Annotated in this window: 14 protein-coding genes; 7 read left to right on the top strand and 7 right to left on the bottom strand. The window is 60.6% G+C overall.

Features of this window, described 5'->3' with window-relative positions; genetic code table 11:
- Nucleotide 1 precedes the first annotated feature (1 nt).
- The 5 genes from pta (at nucleotide 2) to ACP15L_RS06480 (ending at nucleotide 6713) form a co-directional block, all read left to right on the top strand.
- The gene (gene pta, locus ACP15L_RS06460) at nucleotides 2-1039 is read left to right on the top strand and encodes a phosphate acetyltransferase (RefSeq protein ID WP_425083549.1); all 1038 of its coding nucleotides are present in this window, start codon (nucleotides 2-4) and stop codon (nucleotides 1037-1039) included.
- 55 nt (nucleotides 1040-1094) lie between these two features.
- Nucleotides 1095-2126, top strand: coding sequence for a YeiH family protein (locus tag ACP15L_RS06465; RefSeq protein ID WP_425083550.1), 1032 nt, complete (start codon nucleotides 1095-1097; stop codon nucleotides 2124-2126).
- Nucleotides 2127-2153: 27 nt separating this feature from the next.
- On the top strand, nucleotides 2154-4973 hold the full coding sequence (locus tag ACP15L_RS06470) for a molybdopterin oxidoreductase family protein (protein ID WP_425083551.1): 2820 nt from the start codon (nucleotides 2154-2156) through the stop codon (nucleotides 4971-4973).
- A 103-nt stretch (nucleotides 4974-5076) separates the two neighbouring features.
- Nucleotides 5077-5826 (top strand): 4Fe-4S dicluster domain-containing protein, encoded by a 750-nt coding sequence (locus tag ACP15L_RS06475; RefSeq protein ID WP_425083552.1) that lies wholly within the window; start codon nucleotides 5077-5079, stop codon nucleotides 5824-5826.
- Nucleotides 5826-6713, top strand: a complete 888-nt coding sequence (locus ACP15L_RS06480) for a dimethyl sulfoxide reductase anchor subunit family protein (protein ID WP_425083553.1) — start codon at nucleotides 5826-5828, stop codon at nucleotides 6711-6713. Before ACP15L_RS06475 ends, ACP15L_RS06480 begins: the two co-directional genes overlap by 1 nt.
- A gap of 71 nt (nucleotides 6714-6784) precedes the next feature.
- Here ACP15L_RS06480 and dapA read toward each other — a convergent pair whose 3' ends face one another.
- On the bottom strand, nucleotides 6785-7657 hold the full coding sequence (gene dapA, locus ACP15L_RS06485) for a 4-hydroxy-tetrahydrodipicolinate synthase (RefSeq protein WP_425083554.1): 873 nt from the start codon (nucleotides 7655-7657) through the stop codon (nucleotides 6785-6787).
- A gap of 134 nt (nucleotides 7658-7791) precedes the next feature.
- Between dapA and ACP15L_RS06490 the strand changes: the two genes are divergently transcribed.
- Nucleotides 7792-9765 carry a transglycosylase SLT domain-containing protein gene (locus ACP15L_RS06490; protein ID WP_425083555.1) on the top strand — a complete coding sequence of 658 codons (1974 nt, stop codon included), beginning with the start codon at nucleotides 7792-7794 and terminating at the stop codon, nucleotides 9763-9765.
- Here the strand turns inward: ACP15L_RS06490 and ACP15L_RS06495 are convergent.
- Nucleotides 9739-10608, bottom strand: coding sequence for a DMT family transporter (locus tag ACP15L_RS06495; RefSeq protein ID WP_425083556.1), 870 nt, complete (start codon nucleotides 10606-10608; stop codon nucleotides 9739-9741). The two genes, ACP15L_RS06490 and ACP15L_RS06495, sit on opposite strands and share 27 nt — an antisense overlap.
- Nucleotides 10605-11270, bottom strand: coding sequence for a tRNA (5-methylaminomethyl-2-thiouridine)(34)-methyltransferase MnmD (gene mnmD, locus ACP15L_RS06500; RefSeq protein WP_425083557.1), 666 nt, complete (start codon nucleotides 11268-11270; stop codon nucleotides 10605-10607). Before mnmD ends, ACP15L_RS06495 begins: the two co-directional genes overlap by 4 nt.
- Nucleotides 11271-11325: 55 nt before the next feature.
- Here mnmD and ACP15L_RS06505 point away from each other — a divergent pair, with 55 nt between their 5' ends.
- Nucleotides 11326-12360 (top strand): NAD(P)/FAD-dependent oxidoreductase, encoded by a 1035-nt coding sequence (locus ACP15L_RS06505; protein ID WP_425083558.1) that lies wholly within the window; start codon nucleotides 11326-11328, stop codon nucleotides 12358-12360.
- Here the strand turns inward: ACP15L_RS06505 and ACP15L_RS06510 are convergent.
- From ACP15L_RS06510 to ACP15L_RS06525, 4 genes are all read right to left on the bottom strand, one after another.
- On the bottom strand, nucleotides 12352-13146 hold the full coding sequence (locus tag ACP15L_RS06510; RefSeq protein ID WP_425083559.1) for an FAS1-like dehydratase domain-containing protein: 795 nt from the start codon (nucleotides 13144-13146) through the stop codon (nucleotides 12352-12354). The two genes, ACP15L_RS06505 and ACP15L_RS06510, sit on opposite strands and share 9 nt — an antisense overlap.
- Before the next feature lie 11 nt (nucleotides 13147-13157).
- Nucleotides 13158-13703, bottom strand: coding sequence for an NAD(P)H-dependent oxidoreductase (locus ACP15L_RS06515; protein WP_170471319.1), 546 nt, complete (start codon nucleotides 13701-13703; stop codon nucleotides 13158-13160).
- Nucleotides 13704-13829: 126 nt separating this feature from the next.
- Nucleotides 13830-14501 carry an OmpA family protein gene (locus ACP15L_RS06520; RefSeq protein ID WP_170471320.1) on the bottom strand — a complete coding sequence of 224 codons (672 nt, stop codon included), beginning with the start codon at nucleotides 14499-14501 and terminating at the stop codon, nucleotides 13830-13832.
- 126 nt (nucleotides 14502-14627) lie between these two features.
- Nucleotides 14628-15320 carry a helix-turn-helix transcriptional regulator gene (locus ACP15L_RS06525; protein WP_170375494.1) on the bottom strand — a complete coding sequence of 231 codons (693 nt, stop codon included), beginning with the start codon at nucleotides 15318-15320 and terminating at the stop codon, nucleotides 14628-14630.
- Nucleotides 15321-15397 lie beyond the last annotated feature (77 nt).

The following is a 15397-nucleotide window of genomic DNA, read 5'->3' on the forward strand; positions in this document are numbered from 1 at the left end:
GGTGAAGCCCCTACATCAAATTCTCGGGGCTGCGACCAGTTCCAAAAAGATCATCGCCCTTGCTGAGGGCGATGATCCACGTGTTGTAGAAGGTGCGTTGAAAGCACGTGCCGAAGATGCAGCCGATATTATCCTTGTCGGCGATCAGACCAAAGTTGCCTCTTTGCTGGCTGAAAAAGGCGGAACCGATGTAGCCGGGATAGACATTCACGATCCGGCAACTTCGCCCCACTTGGATCGCTTTGCCGATGCCTATTTCGAACTGCGCAAACACAAAGGCGTAACGCCTGAGACTGCGAAGTCGCTGGTCCAAAACCGTCTGAACTACGCCGCCATGTTGGTCCATCTCGGGCTGGCTGACGGCACGGTCGGCGGTGCTGTGGAAACCACTTCGGACACTGTTCGTGCCGCTTTGCAGATCATCGGCAAAGCACCTGACGCCCATATGGTGTCCAGTTTCTTTCTGATGATCTATGACCGCGACCATCACACAGTTCAGGGCGCCCATATTTTCGCCGACTGCGGATTGGTCGTTGATCCGAACGAACGCGAGTTGGCTGAGATCGCTCAGGCCTCTGCTGCGTCCTATCTTACACTCACCGGAAAAGAGCCTCGTGTTGCGATGCTGTCTTTCTCGACGAGCGGCAGTGCCAGCCATCCGAAAGTGTCCAAGGTGGTTGAGGCTACACAAATTGCCAAAACCGCTAAGCCGGACCTGATCATCGACGGAGAGTTGCAGTTCGACGCGGCCTATGTGCCAGAGGTCGCCAGTAAAAAGGCCAAGAATTCGCCACTGGAAGGGAAAGCAAACGTGTTTGTCTTCCCCAACCTCGATGCGGGCAACCTAGGGTATAAGATCGCCCAACGCATTGGCGGGGCCGAGGCCATTGGGCCCATTCTACAAGGCTTGGCCAAACCCGCAAACGACCTCTCGCGCGGCTGTTCTTCGGACGATGTGCTGCACATGATCGCCGTGACCGCCGTGCAGGCACAACAAGTGGGTTCATCGCAAGAGCCAGCTCATCCAGCTACTGCATAACCTCTGCGGCTTTGCCGCTTAACTATAAACGTGTTCAAGAAAGATCAACGAACCGATGCTGGGTAAGACTGAACTCAAAAGCTCCTTCGGCGCGGATGTCGCCCAGACGGCTCGAACATTGTTCCCCGGGGTTATGGTGGCAATCACTGTTGCTGTAACGGCAAAATTCCTGTCGGAGCATTACGCGACCCCAGCCATGCTGATGGCCTTGCTGCTTGGCATCGCGCTCAGTTTTCTGGGCGAAGACGGAAAAACCGTCCCCGGCATTGGTTTTGCAGCCAGATCCCTGCTGCGCCTTGGCGTGGCGCTTTTGGGTGTGCGTATCTCGATGACGCTGATGATGGGGTTGGGTTGGGACCTGATCGCACTTGTGGTTGGCGGCGTATTGGCCACCATCGCATTTGGCTTGTTGATCGCGCGGTTCTTTGGTCACAAATGGCGCTTTGCGTTCCTGACGGCGGGCTCTGTCGCTATATGTGGCGCGTCCGCGGCAATGGCAATCAGTGCCATCCTGCCCAAGGATGAACGATCCGAAGAGCGCCTGATTTTCACCGTTCTGGGCGTCACCGTCCTGTCGACCATCGCCATGATCGCCTATCCGATTCTGGTGCGCACGCTGGGCATGGATGACGTGGCGGGCGGTGTGTTTCTGGGTGGCACGATCCACGATGTCGCCCAGGTTGTGGGCGCAGGGTTTTCAATCTCAGAGCAAACCGGCGACACCGCCACGCTGGTCAAACTGTTCCGAGTGGCGATGCTGGCCCCGGTGGTTCTGGTCGCCTCGCTGATCATCCGCAACGTCACTGACATGGACGAAGCGGGCAAGCGCCCTCCCATCCTGCCCGGATTTGTTATCGGGTTTCTGGTACTGGCCGCAGCCAGCTCGTTCGGTTTGATCCCGCCCTTCCTGTCCGAGTTGCTCAGCCAGACCTCCCGCTGGCTGCTTCTGATCGCGATCGCTGCGGTTGGAATGAAGACGAACCTGAAACAAATCCTCTCGGTCGGAGGCGCAGCCATCGCCCTGATCGTCGTGGAAACTCTTTTTATTGCAGGAATTATCCTCGCCGGACTAACATTCCTAACCTGACCCGCCGCCCCGACATAAGGACGCCAGATGACAATCCAGCAACCGAAGATCGACACCAGCCCGAAAGTCTCGGACGAGATCCGGCGCACCACCTGTTATATGTGCGCCTGTCGCTGCGGCATTAATGTCCACATGAAGGACGGAAAGGTTGCCTATATCGAAGGTAACCGCGACCACCCGGTCAACAAAGGTGTGCTTTGCGCAAAGGGCAGCGCTGGGATCATGCAGGTCAACGCGCCCTCGCGCCTGCGCAAACCCCTGCGCCGCGTTGGCCCGCGCGGCTCGGGTGAGTTCCGCGAGATCGAATGGGACGAAGCGATCAGCACTGCCGTCGGTTGGCTGAACGAGTTGCACGAGACTGCCCCGCACAAGCTGGCCTTCTTCACTGGGCGTGATCAGAGCCAGAGCTTCACCAGCTTCTGGGCACAGAATTTTGGTACACCCAACTATGCGGCCCATGGCGGGTTCTGCTCGGTCAACATGGCAGCGGGCGGCATCTACACAATGGGCGGCGCGTTTTGGGAGTTCGGCCAGCCCGATTGGGACCATACAAAGCTGTTCATGCTGTTCGGTGTGGCCGAGGACCACGACAGCAACCCGATCAAGATGGGCATCGGCAAGATCAAGGCGCGCGGCGCGCGGGTGATCGGGGTGAACCCGATCCGCTCGGGCTATAACGCCGTTGCCGATGATTGGGTCGGGATCACGCCGGGCACCGATGGGATGTTTATCCTGTCGCTGATCCATGTGCTGATGAAGGCTGGCAAGATCGACCTCGACTACCTTGCCCGCTACACCAACGCGCCGGTTCTGGTGAATGCTTCTGACGGCCCGGAGAAGGGCCTGTTCCTGCGCGATGCCGACGGAAAGCCATTGGTGATCGACCGTGTGACCGGTGAACCAACCGCCTTTGACAAACCCGGCGTGCGCCCGGATCTGTCCGCCACCTACGACAAGGGCGGTGTGACTCACCGCCCGGTCTTCCATCAGATGGCCGAGAAATACCTCTCGGACGATCACGCCCCCGAAAACGTGGCCGAGCGCTGTGGCATTCCGGCACAGAAAATCCGCGCCATCGCCGCCGAAATCGCCCGCGTCGCCTTTGAAGAGGCCATCGAGCTTGACCAGGAATGGACCGACTTCCGGGGCGAAAAGCACAGCAAAATGACGGGCCGCCCGGTCAGCTTCCACGCCATGCGGGGGATCTCGGCCCATGCCAACGGCTTCCAGACCTGTCGCGCGCTGCATGTGCTGCAGATCCTGCTGGGTACGGTCGAGGTCCCCGGCGGTTTCCGTTTCAAACCGCCCTATCCCAAACCCGTCGAGGCGCACCCCACTCCGCACGGAGACCGCCGCCCGGGCCGCCCACTGGAAGGCCCTCACCTTGGCTTCCCGCGCGGCCCCGAGGACCTGTTGCTAGACGAAGACGGCACCGCTCAGCGTATCGACAAGGCCTTTACATGGGAAAACCCGATGTCGGCCCACGGGCTGATGCACATGGTGATCTCGAACGCAGCCGCGGGTGATCCCTACAAGATCGACACGTTGTTCATGTATATGGCGAATATGTCGTGGAACTCCTCCATGAACACCAAAGGTGTGATGGAGATGCTGTCGGCCAAGACCGAGGACGGCAAATACGTCATCCCGCATATCATCTACTCGGATGCCTATTCATCGGAAATGGTCGCTTATGCCGACCTGATCCTACCAGATACCACCTATCTGGAACGGCACGACTGTATCTCGCTGCTGGATCGCCCGATCTGTGAGGCCGACGCCGCCGCCGATGCCATCCGCTGGCCAGTGGTCGAACCCGACCGTGACGTGCGCGGGTTCCAATCGGTGCTGATTCAACTCGCCAACCGCATGAGCCTGCCGGGCTTCACCAACGAAGACGGCACACCCAAGTGGAAGGACTATGCCGACTATATCGTCAATCACCAGCGCAAACCCGGCATCGGCCCACTGGCCGGGTTCAGAGGCGAAGATGGCACCAAGGAAGGACGCGGAGAGGTCAACCCGGACCAGTTGAACCGATATATCGAAAACGGAGGCTTCTACGTCGCGCATATCCCCGAAGGCGCGGATTACTACAAACCTTGGAACGCCGCATATCAGGACTGGGCCGTCGGCATGGGCCTCTACGACAGCCCGCAGCCCTACCTGTTTCAGCTGTACTCTGAGCCGATGCGCAAGTTCCAACTGGCCGCCGAAGGACACGGACCGAACCAGCCCCCCGACCACCTGCGACAACGCATCAAGGATGCCATGGACCCTCTGCCCATTTGGTACGAGACCGACCAGCAAGGCAACGAGGGCTTCACCGTCAACGCCCTGACTCAACGGCCCATGGCGATGTATCACAGCTGGGGCACCCAAAACGCGTGGCTAAGGCAACTGCACGGGCGCAACCCGCTCTACGTCCCCACCAAGCTGATGCGCGAACACGGGCTGCAAGACGGCGATTGGGCCAAGGTCACCTCTCCCCACGGCGAAATCACCGTACCTGTGATGGAAATGGCCGCGCTGAATGAAAACACCGTCTGGACCTGGAACGCCATTGGCAAACGCAAAGGCGCATGGGCGCTGCAAGAGGACGCGCCCGAGGCCACCAAAGGTTTCCTGCTCAACCACCTGATCCACGAATTGCTGCCGCCCAAGGGGGACGGTATGCGATGGGCCAACTCAGACCCGATCACCGGTCAGGCCGCGTGGTTCGACCTGAAAGTCAGGATCGAAAAAGCCGCCCCTCCAGCGGATACCGAAAGCCAACCCGAATTTGCGCCGATCAATTCCCCCGTAGGCACCGGCCCGAAGGATATCGCGTGGAAGGTAGGCAAATGATCCAATCTTCATCTGGCCAAAAATATCTCGGGGGTGAATTGAGCCGAAGGCTCAAGAGGGGGCTGGCCCCCTGCCCCGCTCACCAAAGCCGAGGTTCCTTGCTATGACTCAACTTCCCCAATCTACTGAACGTAAAATGGGTCTCGTCATCGACCTCGACACCTGCGTCGGGTGCCACGCCTGCGTGATTTCCTGCAAAGGCTGGAACACCGAAAACTACGGTGCACCCTTGTCTGATCAGGATGCCTATGGCGGCAACCCCTCGGGCACATTCCTGAACCGTGTCCACTCCTACGAGGTCACTCCGGCCGAGGGCCCTGCCCAACTGATCCACTTCCCCAAATCCTGCCTGCATTGCGAAGACGCGCCCTGCGTCACGGTCTGCCCAACCGGGGCCAGCTACAAACGCGTCGAGGATGGGATCGTGCTGGTCAACGAAAGCGACTGCATCGGCTGCGGCCTCTGCGCCTGGTCCTGCCCCTATGGCGCTCGGGAAATGGATATGGCCGAGGGCGTGATGAAGAAATGCACCCTCTGCGTGGATCGCATCTACAACGAAAACCTGCCCGAAGTGGATCGGGTACCGTCCTGCGTCCGCACCTGCCCAGCCGGCGCTCGACATTTCGGGGACCTCGGTGATCCAGACAGCGACGTCAGCAAGCTGGTCGCTGAACGGGACGGCATGGACCTGATGCCCGAAATGGGCACCAAACCCGTCAACAAATACCTACCGCCCAGACCCAAGGATCAGATCGAGGACCAGATCGACATTCTGGCCCCACTGCTGGCCCCCGTCGCGGAAGAACCCAAAGGGTTCCTCGGCTGGCTCGACAAAACTCTGGAGAAGCTCTGATGCATCCGGCCCCTTCCGTTATCATCTTCACCACCTTGTCCGGCCTCGGCTTTGGGCTGCTGTTCTTCCTTGGCCTCGGAATGCCCGAGGTTACAGGCTGGGTCGCCTTTGTCTTTTTCCTGATCGCCTATGGGTTAGCTGTCAGCGGATTGCTTGCATCAACCTTTCACCTCGGTCACCCGGAGCGAGCTTGGAAAGCGTTCACGCAATGGCGCTCTAGTTGGCTCAGCCGCGAGGGCTGGTGCGCGGTGATCGCACTGGTCCTGATGGGCCTGTTCGCAATCGGCTCGGTCTTTCTGGGCGAAAGGTGGAGCCTTTTGGGTTGGCTCGGCGCGTTGTTCTCGCTCGCCACGGTGTTCACCACGTCGATGATCTACACTCAACTCAAGACAATCCCTCGTTGGAACATGAAGCTGACACCGGCCATGTTCCTCAGCTTCAGCCTGGCCGGAGGGGCCTTGATGGCCGGACAAACCTCGGTCGCCCTGCCTTTGCTGTTGATCGCCGCTCTTGTGCAGATTCTGTACTGGCGTCAGGGGGACAAGGCGCTTTCCAGCTCGGGGACTGACCTTGGGACAGCAACAGGATTGGGTCAGCGCGGGTCGGTGCGGGCGTTTGAGCCTCCGCATACCGGAACCAACTACTTGCTACGAGAGTTCGTCCACGTGGTTGGCCGCAAACATGCCGAGAAGCTGCGGATCATCTCATTCCTGTTGGCCTTTGCGCTGCCCGTCGTCTTCATCGCGATCCCGTTAGAAGGGCTCGCGCTAAAACACCTGCTTGCGCTGCTGGCAGTGGTTTCTCACCTGGCTGGGGTTGCCGCGTCACGCTGGCTGTTCTTCGCGCAGGCGGAGCATGTGGTTGGGCTCTACTACGGCAAACGTTGAGCACCTTTGCAGCAAACGAAAAAGGGCGGCGCTCGATATTCGAGGCCGCCCTTTTCAATAGAACGTTTAATTTAGATCAGACCTGCATGCGCCATCGCGGCTTCGATCGCAGTCTTGGTGCTGTCTTCCAGTTCAGTCAGAGGTGAGCGAACTTCGGTGCTGCACAGGCCCAGTTTACTCAGCGCGTATTTAGCGCCGACTAGGCCGGGCTCGATGAAGATCGCTTCGTGCAGAGGCATCAGGCGATCCTGATAGTCCAGAGCCTTGGCATAGTCGCCCGCCAGCGTGGCCTGTTGGAACTCGGCGCAAAGTTTCGGAGCCACGTTGGCCGTGACCGAAATACAGCCTACCCCGCCATGCGCGTTGAAGCCCAGCGCGGTGGCATCTTCGCCCGACAGCTGACAGAAGTCGGCGCCACAGCTTGCGCGCTGCTGGCTGACACGGGCCAGATCGCCCGTCGCGTCTTTGACACCGACAATGCGTGGCAGCTTTGCCAGTTCACCCATGGTCGCGGGGGTCATGTCGATGATCGAACGGCCCGGGATGTTGTAGATGATGATCGGAATCTCGGCGCAATCGTGCAGGGCGCGGAAATGGGCCAGCAGGCCTTTCTGTGTCGGTTTGTTGTAGTAAGGCGTGACCACCAGCGCCGCATCGGCCCCGACATTTTTGGCAAACTGGACGAATCGAACTGCCTCGACCGTGTTGTTCGAACCTGCGCCCGCAATCACCGGCACCCGACCTGCGGCCGCTTTGACCACTTCGGCCACGACCGTTTCGTGCTCTTCATGGCTCAGCGTCGGGCTTTCGCCAGTGGTGCCCACGGGAACCAGACCGGTCGAACCTTCCTTTATCTGCCATTCTACCAAGTGTTTGAGCGTATCCAGGTCCAACTCGCCGTTGCTGAACGGGGTGACGAGGGCTGGCATTGAGCCTTTGAACATGGGTCGCGCTCCTTGAAGTGCGGTTGCAGTATTTGCGCCATCCTCGCTCACGTTTTTGGCTTTGTGAGTTGATACTGGCGGCGCAAGGTTTATCCTGAATGGCTCTATCCTCGGTTGGTTGGGAAATGCAAGGGATGACACGCGTTCTGGCCTTTTTGGCAACAGTGATTCTGTGTTTTGGGATGCAGGCAAGCGCCGCGCGGGCCGATGCCGCCGGTGATCTGCGCGCCGGGCTGGCCGAAATGCGCAAAGGTGACTGGAACGAAGCGCTAGCGGTTTCTGGCGCACGCGGCTCGGTTACGCGTGACATCATAGTGTGGCATTGGCTGCGAGAGGGCTTTGGCAGCTCAGGCGATGTGCTTGTGTTTCTTGAGCGCCGCCCCGACTGGCCCGGACTGGCTTGGTTGCGCCGCAAGAGCGAGCCGTCCTTTACCGGGGCTGATCCGGATCGAGCGGTGAACTTCTACGCCGATCAGCCGCCGCAAACGGCCGAAGGCGCGCTGAACTATGCCGTTGCGCTGAAAGCCAAGGGCCGGATTGGGGACGCCGAGGCCGATATCGTAACAGCCTGGCGCACCATGCCCATGGGGTCGGGCTTGCAAAAGGATTATCTTGAGAATTTCGGCAAGTTGCTAAAACCGCACCACACTGCCCGACTGGATCGGATGCTGTGGGACAATCATCTGGTCAGCGCCGGGCGTATGCTGCCACTGGTCAGCGCCGATCAGCGCAAACTGGCAGAAGCCCGAATTGCCCTGCAAAAACGCGAACCGGGCGTGGACGGTAAGATTTCTGCCGTACCCAAGGCTCTGGCAGGGTCTCCGGGGTTGGCGTTTGATCGCTTTGTCTGGCGCGACAAGAAAGAGCTGGACGACAGTGCCATTGATTTGATGCTGGCACGCTCAACTGGCCCAGACGCCTTGGGTGAGCCCGACAAATGGGCCGAGGGGCGACGCCGACTGGCCCGGCTTGAGATGCGGCAGGGCAGTGCGTCCCGCGCCTACGAGGTTGCCGCCAATCACCATATGACGCCCGAAATGGGCTATGGATACGCCGATCTGGAATGGCTGGCCGGGTTCCTGGCTTTGCGCAAGTTGAACGACCCGGCAACGGCAGTTCGGCATTTTCAAAACTTTGAAGCCGCGGTGAAATCGCCGATTTCAAGGGGCCGTGCTGGCTATTGGCTGGGTCGCGCTTACGCGGCGCAAGGGGATGCCGAGAAAGCCTATGACGCTTATGCAATGGGTGCAGATTATCAGACGTCTTTCTACGGCATTCTGGCAGCCGAGCAGATCGGGCGACCGTTTGACAGCACTCTCGCCAACCCGCCCCGCGCCGCGCATTGGCGGCAAGCCGAATTTGCGAACTCCAGCGTTTTGGAGGCCGGTCTGCTGCTGCTAAAGGCAGGGGAGGACAATCTCTCCGAACGGTTTCTGACCCACCTGGTCGAAAGCCTCGATTCAGCGCAAGCCAATCAACTGGGTGATCTGGTCATCGAGTTGAAAGAGCCGCATTTGGCCGTAATGATCGCCAAACGCGCGGCGACCACGGGAACGGTTCTTCCCGCTGCCTATTACCCCGTGCATCCGGTCGCGGATATCGGCCTGCCGATGGCCAAAGAGATGACATTGGCCATCGCCCGCCGTGAAAGCGAATTTGATCCGGTGGTGATCAGCGGCGCAGGCGCGCGCGGCTTGATGCAGGTGATGCCAGCGACCGCCAAACTGGTCGCGCAGGAGCTGGGGATACTAAGCGGACATAAGACTGGTCGACTGACCGCGGACTGGGAGTATAATGCCAAGTTAGGGGCCAACTACCTGTCCAGCCTTGCGGCGGATTTCAACGGCAATGTGGTCATGATGTCCGCCGGGTATAACGCCGGACCGCGGCGGCCGATCTCATGGATGGAGCGCTACGGCGACCCCCGCGCCGGTGAGGTGGATGTGGTCGACTGGATCGAGACCATCCCCTTCAGCGAAACGCGCAACTATGTGATGCGCGTGACCGAAAGCCTGCCGGTCTACCGCGCGCGTCTGGGGAAACCAGCCCTGCCCGTGCCCTTCTCGCAGGAACTGACCGGATCAACCCTTGCGGCGTTCGCGCCATAGTGTGAACAGCCCCGCTGCAACAACCAGCCCTGCGCCGATGACGACCTCGGGGCGGAGGACCTCGTTGAAGATCGCGATACCAAGGATCGCGACCCATACCAGATGGAGGTAGGCAAAGGGCTGCACCGCGCTGGCCTCGGCCGCCTCATAGCATTTGATCAGCAGCCAATGGCCAAAGGCACCGCTAACACAGAGCGTTGCCATCCAGGCCCAGTCCGCCTTTGCCATCGGCTCCCAGAACCACATGCCGACTAGCGTCATGGCAACGGCACCGCTGACGCCGGTCCAGAAAAAACTGGTAGCGGCGCTGTCCTGACGCGCGGCATAGCGGGTGAGCAGTGAATAGACCGCAAACAGAAAGGCCGAGATCAACGGAATGATCGCCCAAGGGTTAAACACACCGACCCCCGGTTGAAGGATGATCAACACGCCGACGCAGCCGACCCCGATTGCAGTCCAACGCCGCCAGCCCACGCTTTCTCCCAGAACCGGGCCACTGAGAGCCGCGACCAGAAGAGGGTAGCAGATGAAGACCGCCATGCTGTTGATCAGACCCAACTTGGTGAAGCCGAAAACGGCGACGCAAATCTCAGTCACCAGCAAAACGCCGCGAAAGATCTGGAGTTTCGGCTGATCGGTACGCGCCGCAGCCTTCAACCCACCCGGAGCGCGGGCCGCCAGTGCGATGACAAAAGCGGCGAAGAACCAGTAGCGGACCATCACCACCATATAAGTGTTATAGGTTCCGGCCAGATGGCGCGATATCCCGTCCTGCAGGGCAAAAACCACTGTTGAGGCGACCATCAGCGCGATCCCGGCCGAGATATTGTTCTGCTGCGTCACGCTTTCACCGCCCGTGTCATATGCCGTTTGCGACCGTATCCAGGCGCGCGGGCGACTGCGAAACCGGCCTCTTCCAACCCGCGGCGGACAAAACCTGCTGCGGTGTAGGTGGCCGCGGTGCCGCCCGGTGCCGTATGATCGGATACCTGCTGCATCAACTCCGCGCCCCAGAGTTCTGGGTTTTTGGCGGGTGAGAAGCCGTCCAGAAACCACGCATCGGCCTTGCCAGTCCAGCCGGGCAACGTCTGGCGAGCGTCGCCCTCGATCACCTCAAGGTGCAGCGTGTCGAACTGACAGGACCCGCCGCGCCATTGCGACAGGAAGCGGTCGTTCCAAGGTTGCAATTCGGGGAAAGCGGCCAAGGCGCGCGCCATATCCTCGGGGGCCATTGGGAAGGCCTCAAAACTGGTGAAACGCAGCGGGGTGGTCTGGCCTGCGGCCTCCCACGCGGACCAGGCGGTCAGCAGATTCAGGCCGGTGCCAAAGCCCAGTTCGGCAATATGAAACCCTGGCGCAAAGCGCGCAGGCAGCTCGTTGCCCGACAGAAAGACATGCCGCGTCTCTTCTAACCCGTTTTGCAACGAGAAATATGGGTCATCGAACTGGTCAGAAACCGGAATCCTGTCCTCTCTCCATGTCAATTCGGCGTGCTGGTCTGCCATCGGGGAATCCTGTAGCTAAGCGGCGCGACACTGAACAAGGAAGAGGGGTTTGGCAATGGTCGATGTGACGGTACGCGGCGCTGGCATTTTTGGCCTGTCCATCGCCTGGACCTGCGCCCGGCGCGGCGCGAAGGTGCAGGTTGTCGATCCCTTTGGCCCCGGCGCGGGCTCCAGTGGTGGGTTGGTCGGCGCCCTGGCCCCGCATGTGCCCGAGAACTGGAATGCAAAGAAAGCCTTTCAGTTCGATAGCCTGATCATGGCCGAACCCTTTTGGGCGCAGGTCGAAACGACCGGAGGGGTCTCAGCCGGCTATGGGCGTCTGGGGCGTCTTCAACCCATCATGGATGAGCGCAGCCTGCAGCTGGCGCACCAACGGCACGCCACCGCGCAAGAGCTGTGGCAAGGTATGGCCGAATGGCAGGTGCTGTCTACGTCGGAGGCAGGCCAATGGTGCCCGCCCAGCCCGACCGGCTATGTCATCCAAGACACCCTGACCGCGCGGATGCACCCGCGCAGGGCCTGTGCCGCGCTGGTTGCGGCGCTCTCGGTCATGGGGGTTGAGGTGGTCGCCGAGGCCCCGGACAAGGGCCATGTACTGCACGCGACAGGTGTCGCCGGGTTGCAGGAGCTCAGCCAAAGTTTCGGAAAAACTGTCGGCAATGGCGTCAAGGGACAGGCGGCATTGCTGCGCTTTGATGCGGGCGCGGTGCCGCAGCTATTCGCCGATGCGATCCATATCGTGCCGCATGCAGACAGTACGCTTGCCATCGGCTCGACCTCTGAGCGAGACTATAATGATCCGACCAGCACTGACGACGCGCTTAACGATTTGATCGACCGCGCCACCCGCGCCGTTCCTGTGTTGCACGGAGCCGAGGTGATCGAGCGGTGGGCCGGTGTTCGCCCCCGCAGCAAAAGCCGCGCTCCGATGCTGGGCGCGCACCCGCTGCACGACGGTCAGTTCATCGCCAATGGCGGCTTCAAAATCGGCTTCGGCATGGCCCCGAAAGTGGCCGAGGTGATGGCGAACCTCATGCTGGACGGTCGCGATGAAATCCCCGAGGATTTCCGACCCGAAGCGTCACTCTGACCGCGCTTCTGCCTGCATGCACTGTCGCCCATCGGGGCCTCGAACCCATAGGTCCGGCCCATTGCGGCAGAGTGTGGCGGTCTCGAAGTGTAAAAGCGGCGCGGTTGCCCTGAACGAAAAGCGCGTCAGCGGGCCGGCCATCTCCTCCGCAAACAGCATCAGAAGTTGCGCCAATAGCGGCCCGTGTACGACCAGCCCGCCATACCCTTCGACATCGCGCGCATAGTCCAGATCGTAGTGGATACGGTGGCCGTTGAAGGTTAGCGCGGAATACCGGAACAAAAGGGTGCTGTCGAAGCGCACCTCGCGGCGCTCAGTTTCGTCACGTCGCGCCATGGGCGGCGTTGGCTTCACCTCGTCCAGAGCGGGATCTTCACGATAGACCAGATCCTGCCATTCGGTGACGCAGAGCGCCCCATCCTGCCAGATCTCATGCTTGAGCGTGACAAACCCCAATGGCCCAGTTCGCCCGGCTTTGCGGCTCTGCTTCTCGAGAACGGAATGCCGCTCGGCCTCTGCACCTGCCCGCAGGGGGGTATGGAAGTGCAACCGCCCTCCGGCCCACATCCGGCGCGGCAGGCTCATGTCCGGAATCAGGCCAATCCCGACCCGAGGGTGCCCGTCGCGCCCCAAATCAGACGGCGCGCGCGGGGACCAGAAATAAAGCTGATGAAAGAACGGCGGCAACGCAGAACCGTCAGAGATCGTAGGCTCTAACCCCAGCGCAACCTGCAAGGCCGCTGCCCGGGCCGGGTCCATCACATCGCTTTGCCGATCCTCACGCATACCGTACCCGCCTAAAGACGCTCGACCTCGGCCCGCAGCTTTTGCATCAACGCATGGATGGTCTTTTCATAGCGCTCACTTGTCAGTCGTCCCCCGTCGTCAAACGCGTTGGAGCTGTCGGCCAGATGGACCTCGGGACCTTGCAGAATGCGCGGCTGGAACGGCACCAAATAGGCGCGAAGGACCATCTGGGCGCGCTCCCCTCCGGCCCGACCCGCTGCGGCTGACATTACTGCAACCGGCTTGTCGGCCCAAGGTTTGCCCGACGTGCGGCTGACCCAGTCCAGCGCGTTTTTCAGCACGCCCGACGGCCCCTTGTTGTATTCCGGTGTGGATATAATCACCGCATCCGCTTGCGCGATCTGGTCGGCCAGCGTTTGCACGGCGGCTGGGATACCCTCACCCTCTTCCAGATCCCCGTCATAAAGGGGCAGGTTCAGATCCGCTTCGACAAAGCTGGCAGGATCAAAAAGGCGTGCCGCCTCGCGCAGAAGCTTACGGTTTGTTGCTGACTGACGCAGGGAACCGGACAGGCCAAGGAGGGTCGGTTGGGACATTGCGGGAAACTCCGTTTCAGTGTTTCCCAATAGGTAGACCGAGACGCGCCCGATCCAAACCCCATTTCTTGCACAGATCGTGCGCGCACAGGGGCAGCCAGAAGGCCGCCCGAAATGCTCACGGGATTACGAGTTCGCGCTGGGTACGATAACGATCTCGACCCGGCGGTTCTGCGATTTGCCTTCCGGCGTTAGGTTTGAGGCAACCGGGTTATCTTCACCGCGCCCGATGGTGACGATCCGGCTGTAGTTCACACCGTTCGCCTGAAGGACGTCTGCAACCGCATTGGCGCGACGCTCGGACAGGCCTTGGTTGTACGAGGCCTCGCCGTCACTGTCGGTGTGACCGATGATTTGCACGTTGGAGTTCGGATAATTCACGAGGTTCTGACCAACCCGCACCAGATCGGCGCGCAAGGCCGGGCGGACCGTCGCACTGTCAGTGTCGAAGGTGATGTCATTGGGAACGGTCACAATCAGCCGGTCGCCCGAGTTGACAATGGTGATCCCGTCATTGGCCAGCTGCTGACGCAACTCTGCCGCCTGTTTATCAAGTTGGTTGCCGATCAGGCCTCCACCAGCCGCACCGATCGCACCGCCTGCTACCGCGCCCAAAAGAGGGTTCGAGTTGTTCGCGATTGCGCCGACACCAGCACCAACCAAACCACCCAAAACCGCGCCCTGCTTGGCATTCTGATTCGGATCGGAGGGCAGGTTCAACGTGCCCGGATCGGTACAGGCCGCCAGAGTCATGGCCGAGCATAGCCCGGTTGCCAGAAAAAACTTGGAAATCGTCATGGTATCACCTTCTGCTCGGGCACCCGTTGATCGGGTTTGCCTTGTTGCAGATCAGTATATCACGGCAGCGTTGCGCGGGCTCAAGCAACAAAGCGGTGAAGTCGGCGAATCCCCGCCCATACTTGTTCAGACGGTCTGCGCGGCCGGATCTTTGCCCTCCTGCTCGTTCCACAAATCCCGGAGCGAACTGCCTTGGCCACGGAAACTTTGGCCCGTGTCTTCACAGGCCCAGATACGGTCGGTCCGGAAATGCCGGAACCCGCCCCGCAGCTCGCACCACCCGGCCAGCATCGTGCATTCGATGTGGTAGATCAGAGCCACAGGCCGAATGACTCGCTCAGAGCGTTCGCCCGCACCGTTGACATAGGTGATGCGCAGTTTCTGCTCGGCCCGTATCGCTTCGCGGTAACTGGCCACAGGGATGCATCCTTTCGCGGGATCATCAACCGGCGCACCCCAGGTCGAGACCTGCAGCCAATCGGCAGGACAATGAAGCGCGTCGATCTTGTCACAGATGCGCCGCGCTGCCCGTTGCAGATGACTGTCACCGGTGCGCGCCAGCATCGATAGCCCGACCCACAGCGCCTCAACCTCTTCGGCGTCGAAATTCAACGGTGGCAGATCATAGCCGCGCCGCATCAGATAGCCAACGCCTGCCTCGCCCTCGATCGGCGTGCGCTGCGCCTGTAGCTCGGCGATATCACGGTAGACCGTGCGCGTGGAGACCTCGAGCTTTTCGGCCAGTTGATCGGCCGTCACGGGCGCATCTGCGGCCCTGAGCATCTGGATGATTTCGAACAACCGGGTCGAGCGGCTCATGTCGGGGTCTCCTGTCAAACTGCTGACAACCTAGCACATCCCCCTGACAAGGGGGTGTCAGGAGTGGTGCGCGAGAT

The organism is Ruegeria profundi (assembly GCF_049800715.1).
Lineage (GTDB): Bacteria > Pseudomonadota > Alphaproteobacteria > Rhodobacterales > Rhodobacteraceae > Ruegeria > Ruegeria profundi_A.

What these genes read in the sequence shown, in the direction of transcription:
- ACP15L_RS06470 (WP_425083551.1), top strand. Translation starts at nt 2,154, where the DNA reads ATGACAATCCAGCAACCGAAGATCGACACCAGCCCGAAAGTCTCGGAC.
- ACP15L_RS06475 (WP_425083552.1), top strand. Translation starts at nt 5,077, where the DNA reads ATGACTCAACTTCCCCAATCTACTGAACGTAAAATGGGTCTCGTCATC.
- ACP15L_RS06490 (WP_425083555.1), top strand. Translation starts at nt 7,792, where the DNA reads ATGACACGCGTTCTGGCCTTTTTGGCAACAGTGATTCTGTGTTTTGGG.
- dapA (WP_425083554.1), bottom strand. Translation starts at nt 7,657, where the DNA reads ATGTTCAAAGGCTCAATGCCAGCCCTCGTCACCCCGTTCAGCAACGGC.
- ACP15L_RS06480 (WP_425083553.1), top strand. Translation starts at nt 5,826, where the DNA reads ATGCATCCGGCCCCTTCCGTTATCATCTTCACCACCTTGTCCGGCCTC.
- ACP15L_RS06505 (WP_425083558.1), top strand. Translation starts at nt 11,326, where the DNA reads ATGGTCGATGTGACGGTACGCGGCGCTGGCATTTTTGGCCTGTCCATC.
- mnmD (WP_425083557.1), bottom strand. Translation starts at nt 11,270, where the DNA reads ATGGCAGACCAGCACGCCGAATTGACATGGAGAGAGGACAGGATTCCG.
- ACP15L_RS06515 (WP_170471319.1), bottom strand. Translation starts at nt 13,703, where the DNA reads ATGTCCCAACCGACCCTCCTTGGCCTGTCCGGTTCCCTGCGTCAGTCA.
- ACP15L_RS06510 (WP_425083559.1), bottom strand. Translation starts at nt 13,146, where the DNA reads ATGCGTGAGGATCGGCAAAGCGATGTGATGGACCCGGCCCGGGCAGCG.
- ACP15L_RS06465 (WP_425083550.1), top strand. Translation starts at nt 1,095, where the DNA reads ATGCTGGGTAAGACTGAACTCAAAAGCTCCTTCGGCGCGGATGTCGCC.
- ACP15L_RS06525 (WP_170375494.1), bottom strand. Translation starts at nt 15,320, where the DNA reads ATGAGCCGCTCGACCCGGTTGTTCGAAATCATCCAGATGCTCAGGGCC.
- ACP15L_RS06520 (WP_170471320.1), bottom strand. Translation starts at nt 14,501, where the DNA reads ATGACGATTTCCAAGTTTTTTCTGGCAACCGGGCTATGCTCGGCCATG.